The sequence below is a fragment of the Rhizobium leguminosarum bv. viciae genome, from assembly GCF_012276115.1.
Classification (GTDB): domain Bacteria; phylum Pseudomonadota; class Alphaproteobacteria; order Rhizobiales; family Rhizobiaceae; genus Rhizobium; species Rhizobium leguminosarum_T.
Window position 1 is genome coordinate 95,773 of sequence record NZ_WIEU01000014.1, and the last position, 17,123, is coordinate 112,895.

At 61.5% G+C, this 17,123-nt stretch carries 14 protein-coding genes and 1 pseudogene; 5 read left to right on the top strand and 10 right to left on the bottom strand.

Annotation, left to right across the window (positions count from 1 at the left end; all coding sequences use genetic code 11):
- Window positions 1–2: 2 nt before the first annotated feature.
- The gene (locus GFM02_RS23000; RefSeq protein ID WP_168322898.1) at window positions 3–848 is read left to right on the top strand and encodes an anti-sigma factor family protein; all 846 of its coding nucleotides are present in this window, start codon (window positions 3–5) and stop codon (window positions 846–848) included.
- A gap of 57 nt (window positions 849–905) precedes the next feature.
- Here GFM02_RS23000 and GFM02_RS23005 read toward each other — a convergent pair whose 3' ends face one another.
- Window positions 906–1,886 carry a quinone oxidoreductase family protein gene (locus tag GFM02_RS23005; protein ID WP_168322899.1) on the bottom strand — a complete coding sequence of 327 codons (981 nt, stop codon included), beginning with the start codon at window positions 1,884–1,886 and terminating at the stop codon, window positions 906–908.
- Window positions 1,887–1,891: 5 nt separating this feature from the next.
- Between GFM02_RS23005 and GFM02_RS23010 the strand changes: the two are divergent.
- Window positions 1,892–2,376: pseudogene (locus GFM02_RS23010) on the top strand (winged helix-turn-helix transcriptional regulator).
- A gap of 24 nt (window positions 2,377–2,400) precedes the next feature.
- Here GFM02_RS23010 and leuA read toward each other — a convergent pair.
- The 3 genes from leuA to GFM02_RS23025 form a co-directional block, all read right to left on the bottom strand.
- A complete protein-coding gene (gene leuA, locus GFM02_RS23015) occupies window positions 2,401–4,152 on the bottom strand; it encodes a 2-isopropylmalate synthase (RefSeq protein WP_168322900.1) in 1,752 nt (583 codons plus the stop codon).
- A gap of 428 nt (window positions 4,153–4,580) precedes the next feature.
- Entirely contained in the window at window positions 4,581–5,810 is a 1,230-nt protein-coding gene (locus tag GFM02_RS23020) for a benzoate/H(+) symporter BenE family transporter (RefSeq protein ID WP_168322901.1), read from the bottom strand.
- A gap of 161 nt (window positions 5,811–5,971) precedes the next feature.
- Window positions 5,972–6,556, bottom strand: coding sequence for an ATP-dependent Clp protease proteolytic subunit (locus GFM02_RS23025; protein WP_077978929.1), 585 nt, complete (start codon window positions 6,554–6,556; stop codon window positions 5,972–5,974).
- Between the two features lie 331 nt (window positions 6,557–6,887).
- Here GFM02_RS23025 and GFM02_RS23030 point away from each other — a divergent pair, with 331 nt between their 5' ends.
- Window positions 6,888–7,682, top strand: a complete 795-nt coding sequence (locus GFM02_RS23030; RefSeq protein ID WP_168322902.1) for a DUF2076 domain-containing protein — start codon at window positions 6,888–6,890, stop codon at window positions 7,680–7,682.
- Between the two features lie 125 nt (window positions 7,683–7,807).
- Here GFM02_RS23030 and queF read toward each other — a convergent pair whose 3' ends face one another.
- The 6 genes from queF to GFM02_RS23060 all read right to left on the bottom strand — a co-directional run bounded on the left by queF (window position 7,808) and on the right by GFM02_RS23060 (window position 15,109).
- Window positions 7,808–8,272, bottom strand: coding sequence for a preQ(1) synthase (queF, locus tag GFM02_RS23035; RefSeq protein WP_168270690.1), 465 nt, complete (start codon window positions 8,270–8,272; stop codon window positions 7,808–7,810).
- Window positions 8,272–9,186 carry a CDF family cation efflux transporter EmfA gene (emfA, locus tag GFM02_RS23040; protein WP_168322903.1) on the bottom strand — a complete coding sequence of 305 codons (915 nt, stop codon included), beginning with the start codon at window positions 9,184–9,186 and terminating at the stop codon, window positions 8,272–8,274. Before emfA ends, queF begins: the two co-directional genes overlap by 1 nt.
- Window positions 9,187–9,340: 154 nt before the next feature.
- The gene (locus GFM02_RS23045) at window positions 9,341–10,012 is read right to left on the bottom strand and encodes a DUF2161 domain-containing phosphodiesterase (RefSeq protein WP_168270686.1); all 672 of its coding nucleotides are present in this window, start codon (window positions 10,010–10,012) and stop codon (window positions 9,341–9,343) included.
- A 15-nt stretch (window positions 10,013–10,027) separates the two neighbouring features.
- Window positions 10,028–10,267 (bottom strand): hypothetical protein, encoded by a 240-nt coding sequence (locus GFM02_RS23050; protein WP_003541831.1) that lies wholly within the window; start codon window positions 10,265–10,267, stop codon window positions 10,028–10,030.
- Between the two features lie 128 nt (window positions 10,268–10,395).
- Window positions 10,396–12,585, bottom strand: coding sequence for an anthranilate synthase (locus GFM02_RS23055; protein ID WP_168322904.1), 2,190 nt, complete (start codon window positions 12,583–12,585; stop codon window positions 10,396–10,398).
- Window positions 12,586–12,850: 265 nt separating this feature from the next.
- Window positions 12,851–15,109: a TonB-dependent hemoglobin/transferrin/lactoferrin family receptor gene (locus tag GFM02_RS23060; RefSeq protein ID WP_168322905.1), complete on the bottom strand. Its 2,259-nt coding sequence runs from the start codon at window positions 15,107–15,109 to the stop codon at window positions 12,851–12,853.
- 209 nt (window positions 15,110–15,318) lie between these two features.
- On the opposite strand from GFM02_RS23060, the gene GFM02_RS23065 reads away from it, so the two are divergent.
- Both GFM02_RS23065 and GFM02_RS23070 read left to right on the top strand, forming a co-directional pair.
- Entirely contained in the window at window positions 15,319–16,329 is a 1,011-nt protein-coding gene (locus tag GFM02_RS23065; protein ID WP_168322906.1) for an extensin-like domain-containing protein, read from the top strand.
- Between the two features lie 286 nt (window positions 16,330–16,615).
- Window positions 16,616–17,095, top strand: a complete 480-nt coding sequence (locus GFM02_RS23070; RefSeq protein ID WP_168270678.1) for a GNAT family N-acetyltransferase — start codon at window positions 16,616–16,618, stop codon at window positions 17,093–17,095.
- The last annotated feature ends 28 nt before the right edge of the window (window positions 17,096–17,123 follow it).

Here is a 17,123-nt window from a genome sequence, read left to right on the forward strand (position 1 = left end):
ATTTGCTCGATCTTAGGAAATTGCCGCTCGAAGCCCAGCTTACCGCCCTTCTCGACGGCGAAGTCTCGCCCGAACAGCGGCACGAACTGGAGCAGCGTCTGGCAAGCGACGAGAATGCACGCCGGCTGCATGAGAAGCTGCGCCACGGGGCTGATTTCGGCCGCCGCCGCCTCGACGATATTCTGAAAGAGCCTGTACCGCTCGCCCTCGTCCGCTCGATCAAGAGCACGCAGCCGCCGAAAACGCCGATCGTCCAGCGCGCCACGCGTCCGCAGGTGAAACTGGCGCCGAGCGGCCCGCAGGCGCTGGCCGCCGCCCTCATCCTCTTCGTCGTCGGTTGCGGTATCGGCTATTTCGTCGGCGCAGGCCCCGATGCCGACGAGATCGCCACCATGGCCACCACCAGTGCGGCACCGACCAATACCAACGACTGGCTGGGCGACGTCACCGCCTATCAGCGCCTGCTAATCCGCCAGCCCCGCCATCTCGTCGAAGTGCCCGCCTCGCAGGCCGAGGAAATCTCCAGCTGGCTGACGACCGCGATCGGCGTGCCCTTCCGCGTGCCTAATCTCAGCGCCGAAGCCTGGACCTTCCAGGGCGCGCGTGTCATTCTCGGCGACAGCCGCCCTGTCGGGCAGCTCGTTTATTCCAACGCCGACGGCGACGTTATCTCCATCTGTTTCCGCAAGGACGCGCAGCCGCCCGAGACCGACGACTTCAAGGAAACGATCAAGGACGAGATCGGCCTCGTGACCTGGCACAATGCCGGCACATCCTATGTGCTTGCCGGCCCCTCCGCCGAAGCAACGCTCGGCCAGCTTGCCATGGAGATCGCTACCGCGATCTGATTGGCGGAGCATGATGCCGAGCGGTATCGCACGACATCGTGCATCGCCTTCTTTGATTTAAGGCACCAGCACCACCTTGCCGACTGCCCGCCGCCCTTCGATGGCGCGGTGGGCTTCCGCCGCTTGATGCAGTGGGAAACGACCGCCATCGATAACCGTCAGGGCGCCCGCCGCGGCAAGCTCGAAGAGCGCGGCAAGATCCTCCAGCACCCCGTGAGGCGTCAGCAGCGGCAACAGCGAAAATCCCTTGATTGACTGATTGTCATCAAGCATGTGCTCGACATCGGCCGCCTCAAGCCCGAATCGCCCCATCGCCGCCAGCACCAGCTCGCCGCAAGGCGGCAGCGCATCGAGTGCCGCCCTTGAAAACACGCCGCCGACGGTTTCATAGATGATATCCGCGCCGAGCCCTCCGGTCAGGCTCTTGACGTCCTCCTGCCAGCCAGGCGCCGTATAATCGACCGCATGATCGGCGCCGAGCGACAGGGAAAGCGCCCTCTTCTCGTCACTGCTCGCCGCCGCGATCACCATCTTCGCCCCGTCACGTCTCGCGAGCTGCACAAGCAGCGACCCGACACCGCCCGCTGCAGCACTCACGAGAACATTCTTGCCTTTCGCGGGACTGCGGCGCAGCAGATGCAACGCTGTCAGCCCCTGCACCATCAGCCCGGCAGCCGCCTCGAACGAAACCGCATCCGGCAGCTGCACCACCGCCCCGCCGTCGACCGCGACGAATTCGGCATAGCCGCCCGAACCGCGCCCGATCGCAAAGAGAGGAATGGCAACCCGCATGCCGATGAGCGAGCGGTCGGCACCAGGCCCTGCTCGCTCGATCGTACCCGCGACCTCGACACCGGGAAACATCGGCAGGTCGGGCGTTACGGCGTAACGGTCGGCCCGCATCAACACCTCGAAGAAGTTCACACCCGCCGAATGGACGCGGACGAGAACCTCACCCGGCCTCGGCTCGGGGACCGGCAGTTCTACGACATCGAGAACATCGGGCGAACCGAAGCGAGTGAATTGGACGGCTTTCATGGCAGATGCACCTCACGTCTGATTGGCGTGGGGCAGGTTTAGCAATAGAATATCAGATAAAAATACACACTCTTTAGTGCCATACCCACCAGGAGGTGACCATGGCTGAGCCGATGAAAAGACTCCCCGAGCTACCGGTCGAGCGTGCGCTGAAGGTGATCTCGGGGCGCTGGAAACCCATCATCCTCTATTACGCCTTCTCCGGCCCGAAGCGTCTTTCGGAGCTGAAGCGGATGATGCCCGCCATTACCCAGAAGGTGCTGATCCAGCAGCTGCGCGAGATGGAGCAGCACGGGCTGGTCGCCCGCCAAGTCTTCGCCGAAGTCCCCGCCCGCGTCGAATACAGTGCGACTGAAGTCGGCCTCGGTCTCGAACCGGTGCTGCTGGCGCTCTGCCAATGGGGCCAGCGCCACGCAGAGGCGCGCAACGAAGCCGGCGATATTGCCACTGCATCGTCAGGCCGCGCCGCACCGATGCGATCGCGGCCTGAAACCTATCCGATCGAGACCTCCGATCAGGCCTTGCCGGCCTTCACGTCGAGCACGCGGTTGGCGGCCGAGACGATCGCTTCCAGCGATGCCGCGACGATGTTGGTATTGATGCCGGCGCCGAAGAGTTTGCCGCCGGGATAGGAGGTCTCGACATAGGAGATCGCCGCCGCGTTCGAGCCATGCTGGAGCGAATGCTCGGAATAGTCCTCGACCGACATCTCGATGCCGAGATAATGCGACAGCGCATTGATGAAGCCGTCGATCGGACCGTTACCGCGCCCTTCGATGCGCTTAATCTCGCCATTGTCGGTAATCTCGGCTGCGACGATCCGCTGGCCCTTGTGCTCAGTGTCGGGATAGGTGTGATGGTCGACGAAGCGCAGGCGCCCTTCCGGCTGCGTCACGTAGCGCTCGATGAAGCGGTCGTAGATGCGCCGGGACGGAAGCTCCTTGCCCTCTACGTCGGTGATGCGCTGGATATCCTCGCGGAATTCCACCTGCAGGTTGCGCGGCAGGTTCAGCCCGTAATCCTGCTGCAGGATATAGGCGATGCCGCCCTTGCCGGACTGAGAGTTGATGCGGATGATCGCCTCGTAGGAACGACCGACATCGCGCGGATCGATCGGCAGGTACGGGACCTCCCACACGGGATGGTTGGCGACCTGTGCTGCCTTCATACCCTTGTTGATCGCATCCTGATGCGAGCCGGAGAAGGCCGTATAGACCAGTTCGCCGACGTAAGGATGACGCTCGCCGATCGCCATCTGGTTCGAATATTCGAACACTTCCTTGATGCGCTCGATATTCGAGCAATCGATCTCGGGATCGACGCCTTGCGTGAACATGTTCAGCGCCATCGTCACCATGTCGACATTGCCGGTGCGCTCGCCATTGCCGAACAGCGTGCCTTCGACACGGTCGGCACCTGCCAGCAGTGCCAGTTCGGCAGCGGCAATGCCGGTGCCACGGTCGTTATGCGGATGCAGCGAAACGATCAGGTTCTCGCGATTGTCGAGGTTGCGGCACATCCATTCGATCTGGTCGGCATAGACGTTCGGCGTCGCCATCTCGACGGTGGACGGCAGGTTGATGATCAGCTTGTTATCGGGCGTCGGCTTGACGACCTCGATGACGGCATTGCAGATCTCCAGCGCCACATCGAGTTCGGTGCCGGTAAAGCTTTCCGGGGAATATTCGAAACGGTAACCGCCGCCGGCCTTCGTGGCCATATCGGTGATCATCTTGGCGGCATCGACGGCGATCTGCTTGATGCCCTGCACGTCCTTGGCGAAGACGACGCGGCGCTGCAACTCACTGGTGGAGTTGTAGAAGTGCACGATCGGCCGGTTTGCGCCTTCCAGCGCTTCGAAGGTGCGGGTGATGAGTTCCGGGCGGCACTGCACCAATACCTGCAGGGAGACGTCGTCGGGAACATTGCCCTCCTCCACGCACCAGCGGGCAAAGTCGAAATCGGTCTGCGAAGCCGAGGGGAAACCGATCTCGATTTCCTTGAAGCCCATCTCGATCAGCAAATGGAACATGCGCGCCTTGCGATCGTGGCCCATCGGGTCGACGAGCGCCTGGTTGCCGTCGCGCAGGTCGACCGAGCACCAGACCGGTGCCTTGGTAATGGCCTTCGTCGGCCATGTGCGGTCGGGAATGTTCACCTGCGGATAGGCCCGGTATTTCACCGCGGCGTCGGGCATGCCTTTTGCGGAGCTGATCTCGCTCTTGGAGGCCATCTTATCTCGGGGGGATTGCGTCTTCGCGTCCATCGTATCGTCTCCTCGTCCCGGCATTTGCCCGCTCTTAGCCGATCACGTCGGGCTTGGCGATAAACAAATGCGGACCTTGTCGGTCGTTAGGTCAATTTTGAAAGTGAGTCGCGAGGAGCGATGGCCGGGCGGGCTTTCGGCCGCCGGGCGCTCCTCAAAGGACCCGGCAACCGCGCGTAAGGCCGAGGAGAAGAAGCGAGGTCAGGGCGCGCGAGACGTCACGCAAGGCGATGCGGCCGCGTGCAATCGTGTCAGAAATTCTGGCGCCAGTGGTCTTCATGACCGCGCTTATAACCTCGGGCGGTGACGCTGGCAAGTCCTTGCCCGCTTTTGGTCGTCGCCAACGGTCGACGAATTGCCAGCCTATTGCCGGCGGAGTTGCCTGAAAGCGCCAGGATCCGGCATTTGGAGAGCACAACGACCTTCCGTTACCTCGACTGAGCCCGGTCTTTCCAAATCTTTACCAGCCGCGACAGCGCGAGCATCAGCCCACCAGCGATCAGGCCCCAGAAGGCGCCGGAAATACCGCCGAAGGAAACGCCGGAGGCGGTGACGAGGAAGGTGATTGCCGCCGCCTCGCGCGAGGCCGGCGCCTGGAAGGCCGACATCGCCGAGGACGAGAAGGCGCCGACCAGCGCCAGCCCCGCCACCGCCTCGATCAGGATCGGAGGCGCGAGCGCGACGAAGGCCGTCACCGTGCCGGCGAGCAGCCCGAGGATGATATAACCGACGCCGGCGATCAGTGACGCCCAATAGCGCCGCTTCGGATCGGCATGGGCATCCTGTCCGGCGCACATCGCCGCGGTGATGGCCGCCAGATTGACCGCGTGGCCGCCGAACGGCGCCGAGAGCAGCGAGAAGAAGCCGGTGACGGCAAAGAGCGGACCGGGCTTTGGATCGTAGTGATTGACCTTCAGCACCGCGATACCCGGAATGTTCTGCGAGGCCATGGTGACGATGAAGAGCGGCAACGCGATCGAGATGAGGCCGGCAAGATTAAACACCGGCCGGACGATCTCCGCCGTCGGCACCAATGATCGTTCCAGCGAGACTAGCGCACCGTCAGGGATATCGACGCCGAAGACGAGCACCAGCACGAAAGCCGCGAGTGCTGCCGGCACCGCCCAAAGCCGCTTGAAGGCGCCGACAACGATCCAGGCGACGACGATCGGCAGGCCGAACAGCGGATTGAATCCGATCGCCTTCACCGGCGCGAAGCAGAGGCCGATCAGCACGCCGGCGAGCATCGCATTGGCGAGTGGTGCCGGAATGGCGGCAACCGCTCGCCCGAGCGGCTTGAACAGTCCCGCAACGATAATCAGCGCAGCACAGATCAGGAATGCCCCGACCGCCGCATTGAAGCCGCCCTCGATCGTCCCGGTGCTCGCCAGCAGCGCGGCGCCCGGCGTCGACCAGGCGATGCTGACCGGCAATCGGGTCACCGCACTCAACACGATCGCGCAGACGCCCATGGAAATCGACAATGCCATCAGCCCGGAAGCCGCCTGTACATCCGTGGCGCCGACCGCCTGCAAGCCGTGCAGCACAACGGCGAAGGAACTGGCGGAACCGACGAAGGCGGTCAGCAGCCCCATGAACAGGGCTTGGACGGAAAAATCTTTGAGCATGGCGGGACTCGAGCTGCGCGAATGGCGCATGGAGCATGATGGTTGTCCCAGGCGCAAGTCCGGATTCATTGCTTTCCGTTCGGACCTTGCCGCTGGAAGATCATCTCCGTTCAGCACTATCCGAAAACAGAACGCCCTCACCTGCGATCGGCAGGCAAGGGCGGGTTCTTGGCAGCTTTGGCTGAGAAAACTTAGATCTCGGCTTGCGACGTCACGATCCGTGAAACGAGGCCATACTCCTTCGCCTCTTCGGCTGAAAGCCAATAGTCGCGATCCGTATCCTTGTCGATTTTGTCGAGCGGCTGGCCGGTGGCCTCCGCCATGATCCTGTTCAGGCGCTCGTTCATCTTGATGATTTCACGCGCCTGGATTTCGATGTCGGATGCCATGCCGCGCGTGCCGCCGGAGGGCTGATGCAGCAGGAAGCGCGTGTTCGGCAGGCACAGGCGCCGCTCCTTCGGAGTGGCGACATAGATCAGCGCGCCGGCCGAGGCAACCCAACCGGTGCCGATCATCCAGACCTTCGGCTTGATGAACTTGATCATGTCATGGATGGAATCGCCGGATTCGACGTGGCCGCCGGGCGAATTGACATAGATGCGAATGTCCTCGTCGCTCGCCGCGGCAAGCGCCACGAGCTGCGAGCAGACCTTCTGCGCCAATTCCTGATTGATCGGTCCGTAGATGAAGATCGAACGCGACTTGAAAAGATTCGCCTCCGTTTCCTTGCCGAGCGGCAGTTCCTTCGTCTTGTCGTCCTGGTCTTCGTCGTTCATTCGAACCTCTTGGAGATGAATTCGGGTTCCTCGCACATAGTGCGACTCAATGCCTAAAACAATGCGGGAAAAACACAAGGCATCGAAGCGATGGAGATATCCTTAAGAAGCCGCACGCCGTTCTGCAAGCCTTACTGAATTGTAACGGCGAAAGGCTTTGAAAAGCCTAAATCGGTTCCTACCTCAGTTTCACGCGGCAAACGCCGCCAGCGCATAACCCCGACAATCGAATCGATTGTCGGAAAGGATTATGCGCAGCTTTAAATTGATAGAGCGTCCTTAGCGCGTCCTATCGGACGCGCGGCGCTCTAGATCATTAGGAGGCAGGACAATGTCACCCGAAGAACGCCAATTGCTGACCGCCCTCTTCGACCGCGTACGCAGCGCCGCGGCCACACCGCGCGACCGCGAGGCCGAAGTGCTGATCGACCAGGCGACGCGCGAACAGCCCTCCGCCACCTATTATCTGGCCCAGGCCGTCATCGTTCAGGAAAAGGGGCTGGAGGCGGCCGCCAATCATATCAAGGAACTCGAAGAGCATGTCCGCCAGCTGGAAGCCGGCGCGAGTGAACACCACCAGGCCGAACAGGGCGGCGGCTTCCTGAGCTCGATCTTCGGCAATACCCAGACGCAGCAGCCGGCCCCAGTTCCCTCGAATCCTGGCCCCTCCAATCCTGGCTCCTCCAATCCTGGCCCCTGGGGCCAGCAGTCCCGCGGCTATGACGATCCCCGCGGCGACGGCAATGCCCGCCAGACGCAGCAGCAGCCGACCGGCCCCTGGAGCCAGCAGGCCGATGCGCCGTCGGCCGGCGGCAGCTTCCTGCGCGGCGCGCTCGGCACGGCAGCGGGCGTGGCCGGCGGCATGCTGCTTGCCAATTCGCTGAGCGGCATCTTCGGCAACCACATGGCCGCGCTCGGCTTGGGTTCGCCCTTCGGCGCCAATCCACTCGGCAATGCCAGCGCACCGACCGAGGAAACCGTCATCAACAACTATTACGGCAATGATGACGCCCGCCAGGCCTCCGACAACACAGGCGATGACAACGACGCCAACCTGCAGCAGGCCGATTACGACGGCGACGATTCAACCGACGACTCGTCCGGCGATGACGTTACGGATGTGTGAGATTTAGCGGGTAGAGATGGGCAGCGGTTGCCGCACCGTTGCCCGGCCCTTCGCTCTAAGCTCAGGGCGTTCGCCGCTGCAATCGATTCACTGGATCGATTGCTCGGGCTGCGCCCGACCGCGGCTCACCCACGGCCGCGGTAGGTGGCGACGCCCTGCTCCGGCAGCCACACGCCTTCCGGCGGTGTGCCCGTCTGCCAGAAGACATCGATCGGAATGCCGCCGCGCGGATACCAGTAGGCGCCGATCCTCAGCCACCTCGGATCGAGCAGTTCGACGATGCGCTTGGCGATGTAGATCGAGCAATCCTCGTGGAAAGCGCCGTGATTGCGGAAGGAATGCAGGAAGAGCTTCAGCGATTTCGATTCCACCAGCCATTCGCCGGGGATATAATCGATGACGATATGAGCGAAATCCGGCTGCCCGGTCATCGGGCAGAGCGAGGTGAATTCCGGCGCGGTGAAGCGCACGACGTAATCGGTGCCGGCATGGTTGGACGGCACTTTTTCAAGCATTGCCTCCTCCGGCGATTGCGCGGTTTCGGTTTGCTGACCCAGCATCGACAGGCTGGAAACATCGGTACTCGGCATTATACCTCCTTGACGACTTTGACGCGGATGCCGTGAGCCTTTTCACCCTCCGGTTCCACATGAATTGCGATAGTGGCGCCCTCGTGCACCGCCCTGATGGCATCCTCAAGGCGGTCGCATATATCATGCGCCTGCCGCACCGACATCCCGCCAGGCACCACCATGTGGAAATCGATGAAGGTGACGGTGCCCGCCCGCCTCGTTTTCAGATCATGCACGCCGATCGAACCCTCCGCGTGGGTGGCAATCGCCTGTTTGATCGCTTCCTCCTCCTGCGGTTCGACCGCCTGGTCCATCAGCCCGCCGATCGATTGCGAGATTACCCTCCAGCCCTGATAGAGGATGTTGACGGCAACGAGAATGGCAAGCACCGGGTCGAAGATCGCATATCCCGTTGCCAGCGCCAGCAGCAGGCCGACGAGCACCCCAACGGAGGTCACGACATCGGACATGATATGCTGTCCATCCGCCGAGAGCGCTGCCGAGCGATGTCTGCGTCCAGTCCGGATCAGCAACCGCGCCCAGATCGCATTGATGACACCGGCCGCGAAGTTGATCGCAAGGCCGAGCACAGGTGCATCCAGCATGCGTGGCTCGGCGAGATAACCAACAGCTTCGTTGACGATCAGCAGGGCAGCGACGACGATCAGCACGCCCTCAGTGACGGCAGACAGATATTCCGCCTTGTGATGACCGAAGGGATGGTCGTGGTCAGCCGGCTTCTGCGCATAGCGGATGACGAAGAAGGCGATGAAGGCGGCAACGACGTTGACCGACGATTCGAGCCCGTCCGACAGCAGCGCCACCGACCCGGTGACCCACCACGCCACCATCTTCAGACCCATGACGCCGAGCGACAGCGGAATCCCCCACATCGCCAGCGTACGAACCGTAAGATCGCCGTTGTCACTCATATCGTTCCCCTGCGGTTGCGAATGAATTGCAGAATTCAAGCCGTTGAAACGCAAAACCGCCCACGCGAATGTCGCGCAGGCGGTTCAGTTGAAGGTGATATGGGGGAAGACGGCGGATTTGTCAAAGGGCAATGAGGTTCCCCTGCCGCGTGACTCAAGGACCAAGCTCGGAGAGAATAGTCTGCGGCCAGCGCAAGAGCGCCGCCCGCCCTGCAGGCGTCAGGACGTAGACGCCCTTCTCCTTGCGTTCGAACCATCCGTAGACGTTGTCGAGCAGGATTCGGCCGGCATTGGGCACCTGAGCCTTCATATCCCGCGGCCGCCCGACCCCACGCTCGATTGCGGCGGCGCAGAGCAGCACCTGCTGACGATAGGCGGTCATGATTGGCGCCCGCGTGCTGCCGCCGACGGCGGGATCGCCGTGGCGGCGCTGATGCTCCTTGACGAGGCGCGTGCGCCGCTTGGGATTGGTGCGCGGCATCGGCGAGACGGAACTGACGATGATGCTGACCTCGCCGGCATCGGAGACGCCGAGCATGCCGATGCCGAGCCTACGGCAGAGATCGCGATAGCGTTTGTCGGTCTCCCGCCCTCGACCCTTGGCGGAGACGCGGGCCGCGATCCAGACCTCATCGCTCATCGCCGCGCGGTCGACCGCCTGGAGAAGCAGTTCGAGGTTGAAGGAGAGCTTGAGTTCGCAGACCACCACGACCGGCGTCTCGGCATCGCTGAGGCCCACGAGATCGCACCCGCCGACCTCACCCTTCACGACATAACCCGCCGCCTCCAGGAAAGCTTTGACCGGCAGGTAGAGCGATGTCTCCATATTGAAAACCGCGCCTCAGGCAGCGTTGAGATCGGCAATCTCGCCATATCGTGCAAGCAATCGCGGCGACGACATATCGCCGGTTTCCTCATCGACGATCACGGCATAAGCCGCCACGCCGACGAAACGCTCCGACATCGCCGATGCGATTTTCTCCGCGCTGACGGAGTTCGATGCCTGGCGCATTTCGCCGGGCACGAGATTGCCGCGGTTCTTGCGGTAAGGGAGAACGATGAACTTTTCAGCATTGGCCACGGCGAGATATCCCGATTGATCGTTCCTGAAATGTTCTGATTTGCCTGAAGAAGTCAACCGGCCTTTCGAAAACGGCCTGCCGCTCCCCGCAATCGGGGAAAGGGCAGGCCGAATAACCGTCGAAATCCTCAGGCAGCTTTCGTCTTCACCTTGCGCGCCAGATGCGCCACGACATTTTCGATCATCCGCATCCCGGCATCGCCGCCGAGCGTCATGATCGACTCCGGATGGAACTGCACCGCGGCGATCGGTTCCTTGGCGTGTTCGATGCCCATGATCGTGCCGTCGTCGCTTTCGGCCGTGATGATGAACTCACGCGGCAGCGTCGAGGGATCGGCGAAGATCGAGTGGTAGCGGCCGACCGTCACCTCCTTGGCAAGGCCGGAGAAGACGATACCCGGCTCCAGCACGCGGATGCGCGAGGGCTTGCCGTGCATCGGCAGCGCCAAATGGCGCAGTTCCCCGCCATAGGCTTCGGCGAGTGCCTGCAGACCGAGGCAGACGCCGAAGATCGGCAGGTTGCGCGCCCGCGCCTTTTTGATCGTCGCCTTGCAGTCGAAATCCTTCGGCGCTCCGGGTCCGGGCGACAGCACGACGAGGTCCGGGTTCAGCCGGTCGAAGATTTCCTCCGGCACCGGCGTGCGCACGGTCGAAACCGTCGCGCCCGTCTGGCGGAAGTAATTGGCGAGCGTGTGGACGAAACTGTCTTCGTGATCAACGAGCAGGATGCTGATGCCTTTGCCGACGCTTGCGACGTCGCGCTGGATCCTGCCGGAATTGCCCGTCTTGGCGTCTCGGATGGCGGAAAGCATGGCAGAGGCCTTCAGTTCTGTTTCGGCTTCTTCTTCGTCAGGAATGGAATCGTTGAGCAGCGTCGCACCGGCGCGCACTTCGGCGATACCATCCTTGATGCGCACGGTGCGCAGCGTCAGGCCGGTGTTCATGTCGCCGTTGAAGCCGACCATGCCGATCGCCCCGCCATACCAGGCGCGTGGGCTTTTTTCATGGCTCTCGATGAAGCGCATCGCCCAGAGCTTCGGGGCGCCGGTGACGGTGACGGCCCAGGCGTGGCTGAGGAAGCCGTCGAAAGCGTCCATGTCATCGCGCAGGCGCCCTTCGATATGGTCGACCGTGTGGATGAGGCGCGAATACATCTCGATCTGCCGGCGGCCGATCACCTTGACCGAACCCGGCTCACAGACACGGCTTTTGTCGTTGCGGTCGACATCCGAGCACATGGTGAGCTCGGACTCGTCCTTCTTGGAATTCAGGAGCTTCAGGATCTGCTCGCTGTCGGCGATCGGGTCGTCGCCGCGCTTGATCGTGCCCGAAATCGGGCAGGTCTCAATGCGACGGCCGGAAACGCGCACGAACATTTCGGGCGAGGCGCCGACCAGATATTCCTGATGGCCGAGATTGATGAAGAAGGAATAAGGCGAGGGATTGATCGCCTTCAGCCGCTTTGAAATGTCGGACGGCTTGCTGTCGCAGCGCTCCATGAATTTCTGCCCAGGCACGACTTCGAAAAGGTCGCCCTTGCGGAAACTTTCCTTCGCCTTGGTGACGAGCTCGGCATATTCGCCCGGCCGGTGATCGCTCTTCGGCGGAATGGCATCCGTGTGTTTGAAGGGCTCCGCTGCGATATCTTGGGTCTTGCCCTCGGTCGTCACGCCGTCTTTTTCGAAGTCGTAACGGTCGACCCAGGCCTTGGCGGCGTAGTTGTCGACGACGAGGATCTCGTCCGGCAGGTAGAGCACCATGTCGCGCTGGTCGGAGGGTCGCGTCAGCTTCAGATCGATCGCGTCGAACTGGAAGGCGATGTCGTATCCGAAGGCGCCGTAGAACCCGAGGCTCGCATCCGCCTGCGAATAAAACAGGTCGGTAACGGCGCGCAGCACGGTGAAGACCGTCGGCATCTTTGAGCGCTCTTCCTCGGTGAACACCCGGTCCGGCGTCTTGACGGTGAGGTCGAGGCGGCGGGCCGAGGAAGCGCCGAGCACGATGTCGGACACGGTCTTCAGCCGCTCGGTCACGAAGCCGAGGATCACTTCGCCGCGTTCATTATAGGCCTCGATCCAGACGTCGCGCCCGAAGGAAGAGATGCCGAGCGGCGGATCGACGACGGCGGTATCCCAGCGCGTATAGCGGCCCGGATATTCGTAGTTCGACGAAAACACCGCGCCGCGGCGCTCGTCGAGCTTGTCGACATAGGAAGAGACCGCATCGCCGTAGGGGATCGCCCGCCGCTGCCGCGTGACGGATATGCCGCCCTTGGTCTCGTAGATTTCCGCACCATCATCCCGCAGGATCGTTACCATTGTTCCACTCCGTTATCGGGGCCCGGACGACAGGCGGCCATAAACAAAAAAAGCCGCCTCGAAGTTTCGGGCGGCTCACTCGTCGTCTTTGGACACGATTGGTCGAGGCCGCCTTAGCGAACCCACCACCAAACAGCAATGTTCAAGGACTTGATCATGGGAAAATTGTTAGCTTGAGATCAGCGATTGCGCAAGAGGCGAATGCGGGAATGAAAGAGGGCGGCCCGAAAGCCGCCCCTCCCCAGCCTTGAAGGCGTGATTGGCGTCAGAAGGTCTTGGTGATCGACACCTTGAACGTACGGCCCGGCTCCGAATACCACTCCCGCGGCTGGGACGCCGTCGCCGAGCTCAGATTGACCTCGCGCACGGCGAGCGCGTTGTAATGTTCCTGATCAAAGATGTTGTAGACGCCTGCCTGCACGCGCAGGCCCGGCACCTGTTCCGGCGTCCACCAGCCAGTCAGGTCGACGATTGCGTAGCCGGGCGCATCGAAGGTCGTGTCGTTGGTGTTGCTGACGGGCGTATCGAGATGGTCGGTGAGCATGCCGGCCGACAGCGTCGAGGAAAGGTCGAAGCCGAAAGTCTCGTTGCTCCAGCCGCCGCCGACGATCGCCTTGAACGGTGCCACCGAGCGTAGGCGCTGAGTGGTTTCTTCATTTCTGCCATAGGCATAGGCAAGTGACGCATGCAGATTTATGCCGTTATTGAATGTCTTGGCGGCGCTGGCTTCAATACCGGAGATCGTGGCCGCAGACACGTTCATGTAGTTGAATTCCGTAAAGCCGGTCGCGTCGACGCTCGTCACCGTCTCGATAAAGTTCTGGTAGCGGGTGTGGAAGGCCGCGACCCGACCGGTAAAATCGCCCGTGTCAAAATTAGCGCCGATTTCGACGCCGCGGCCGATTTCGGGTTCCAGATCGGGATTGCCAAGCTGGGCGTAGCGGCCCGTCGGGTTGTAGAAGCGGCTGTAGAGTTCGTCCACGGTGGGTGCGCGGAAGCCGACTGCCAGCTGCATATAGAGCTGCACGTCAGGCGTCAGGTCGTATGTCGCAAGAATCTTCGGTGACACGCCGGCTTCCGTTCGGTCGTTCAGGTCCCCTAAACGGGCAAGCCCGGTATTGCTTGCGAAACTCCCGCCGGTCGAGGGATTGTAGTTGAACCAGTCGAAGCGGAAGCCGGGTGTCAGCGCGAAGCCGGTATTGCCGATTTCGATCTTGTCTTCGAAGGTCAGCCCAAGATTCTGGCTGTCGACATTGGGCACTTCCGCCTGGTTATTTAGCGCCGGGCACGTTGTGGGCGTCGGGCAAAGTGCCCAGCTATATTGGCTCCAGCTCGAAACGCCGACGTCGAGGCCCACCCGAACGGAGTGGCTGAGACCGGAATATTCGAAATCCTTCGTTGCCGTGCCGCTGAAGCCCCAGGTTTCGTTTTCAATCTCGTTGTTACGTCCATAGGCCACATTGGCGGTCGTACGGCCCCTGCTGCCGGCTTCCTTCTTCAAATCCAGCCAATAGAGCGTGGCACGCGCACTGCTGAAGAACGCGTCGGAGGACTGCGCTTCATAATCATAATCGAGCGATACGCGATCGCGGTCACGCAGTTCGCGACCGTCATAATTGTCGATCATGAAGTTGCGAGGACTGGTGCCTCCCTGGAGTTGGCGCAGGTCGGTCTTAAGATCGCGGCGGAATCGTTCCGCTGTCAAGCCGATGCGATGGCCGCCTTCCAGCTCCTGGCGCAGTTTGAAGAGCAGGTTGTTCTGATCGAAATCAGCCGGATTCGCCTCGGTGCGAAGAGCACCGTAGCTGTCGTTGTCGCCCATATTGTCGCGTTCATGGCCCTTGCGGTAGCCGCCCTGAAAGAGGATCGACGTGTTGCCGATCTTCTTGGCAGCGGCGGCCGAGCCGGAAATGCTGCGGTCTTCGCTGTCATAGGTCGACTTGACGATCGCACCCCAATCCCGGCCTTCGGGAATAAGATCCTCCGGCTCCAGCGTATTGAGAACGATGGCGCCGCCGAGCATGCCGGAACCGCCCTTGCTCGAATCCGCGCCGCGCACGATATCGAGCGAGGACAGTGAATCGAAATCGAAGGTGTCGCCGCCGCCGTTGGCGTTGGCCGGCGCAAAGGCACCCTGGCGCGAGCTGTTCGAAATATAGGGGATCGGAATGCCGTCGATCGTGGTCAGGATGCGAGCGCCGGAAAGGCCGCGCAGATTGAAGCCTGCGTCACCACGCGAATAATTCACACCTGCATCGATGCTGCGGCCGATATCGTCAAAATTGGTGACCTGCTTTTCTTCGAGCTGCGTCGCGGTGATCTCGGTCGCAAGCGGCGTATCGGCGACGCTGCCCGGCGCCACGCGTTTGCCCTTGACGACGATCTTCTGCAGGACGGTGCTGTCCTCCGGCGTGGCTTCCGGCGTGGTGGCCGGAGCGCTTTGCGCGAAAGACTGCGAACCAGGAAGAACAGCTGCAACTGCCGTGCAGACCAATAGAACCGAGCGCCAATGCCGGACGATCATAACCTACCCTCTCATGATGATTACCGGGCTGGCTGGTCGTGGCGTGTCGCACGCTCGAGGGGCTGGCTGGGCTTTTACGGATGAAGACGAAGTAGTTTTCCGCCTTCTTTTCGCCGCATAAAAAACATGAGGAGCATTGTCAACATAAGCCGTCGCTTTATGTTGAATAAATCTATCAAGTTTTAGCGATCTTCAATGACGTTGCACAATTGCAACGAAAAACGCCCTCATGCGTTGTCTTCAGCCACGGATACGAGGAATCGGACGCGTTGAGAAAACTTTCGACATTGGCGATCCTTGTCGCCGCTACCGCCTTTCTTGCCGGCGCCCGTCTGCCCCCGCAAGGCCCGATGCCCGAACCTCGGCCAGATGCCGGACAGGCGACCAGCCCCACCTCCCCGTCCTCGGAGGCGGATCCGCCCGCGCCCGAAGAGGTCCCGACCCCTCAGCCGAAACCCGATCTAAAGGATCCGCAGGCACCGGTACCGCACCCGCCGCCAGCGCCGCAGGCCGCACCGTCAAAGCCCGAGCCGGCAGAGCCGATGCAAGGTCCACCACGGCCGCCGGGCAGCCCTGAAAGCTCGCAGGCGCCGACGGAAGAAGGTAAGCCGCCCGGCGAGCAGACACTGGAAGAGCAACACCTGACGATAGAACCCGAAAGCGATGCCGAGCATGCCGAATGCACTGCCGCCCTTCAGTCCCTGGGCGTCGTCTTCAAGGACACGCCGCGCATCGACGATGGTAACGGCTGCGGCATCGACAAGCCGATCATCGTCTCCGAAGCCCTTCCCGGCATCAGGCTGAAGCCGGAAGCAACGATGCGCTGCCCGGCGGCACTCGCCCTTGCCCGCTGGATGAAGGACAGCGTGATCCCGGCGGCTTCCGCCGCCCTGCCGGAGCAGGGCCGCATCACCACCGTCAACCAGGCAACGTCCTATATGTGCCGCCTGCGCAACGGCGCTGGAACCGGCAAGATCTCCGAACATGCCCGCGGCAACGCTATCGATATCGCAAGCTTCCATTTCGAAAAGGGCGAGGATGTCGCCGTCCGCTCCCGTCGCGAGGATTCGACGCTGACCGGCGCCTTCCAGCGCACCGTCAGCGCCGCCGGCTGCCTCTACTTCACCACCGTCCTCGACCCCGAAAGCGACGCCGCCCACGAGACCCACTTCCACCTCGACGTGATCGAGAGGAAGGGCGGCTATCGCTACTGTCACTAATCATTTCAATGGTTTGCGATTCCCTCTTGAATCGGGCCATCCAACCACTAGACTTGAATGCGAAGAAACGGCGGAGCGCCCATCATGACTCGCAAACTCCGGATCTCCTTCTTCACATGGCTCGGCAATTGCTTGGGTCTAGATCAACGGAATCAAAAGATTCCGTCGCTCGCCGATCTCGCCGCCGCGCTTCCTGAGATTTGACACTGCTAGCAATTATCTCGATTGGGAAATCTCTTTTTACCTAGCATGCAGCTGGGACTTAGGCTCACAACCAGGAAATACGATGATCTCATTCAGACCCATGCGTGATAGCGAATATCCGGCTTACCTCGATTATTTCATCACTGATTATGCGACCGAGATTTCGGCCAACTACGGTCTTTCAGGCCCTCGGGCCTTGGCACGGGCCAAACAGGAAATCGCGAACGACCTGCCACATGGCATCAATACTCCCGGCGAGCTTATATTCTGTGTCGTAAACCAAACGCCGGAAGCTGAGAGCGTCGTGGGTTATCTTTGGTACCGACCGGATTTGGCAAGCCGCTCTGCATTCATCAAAGATTTCTATATCTTCGCTGCACATCAGGGAAAAGGGTTCGGTAAACAGGCATTGTATGCGTTGGAAACCGAACTGGCGCGGACGGGGTTCGAGCAGATAAGGTTGCGTGTTGCCGAGGATAATAAGCGCGCAAAACATGTCTACGAGGGAACCGGCTTTCGCGTCACCGGCGTCAACATGAGTAAGACAATCAAAACGGGATAATTCATTACGGCTCTTGCGACCTGCCGAC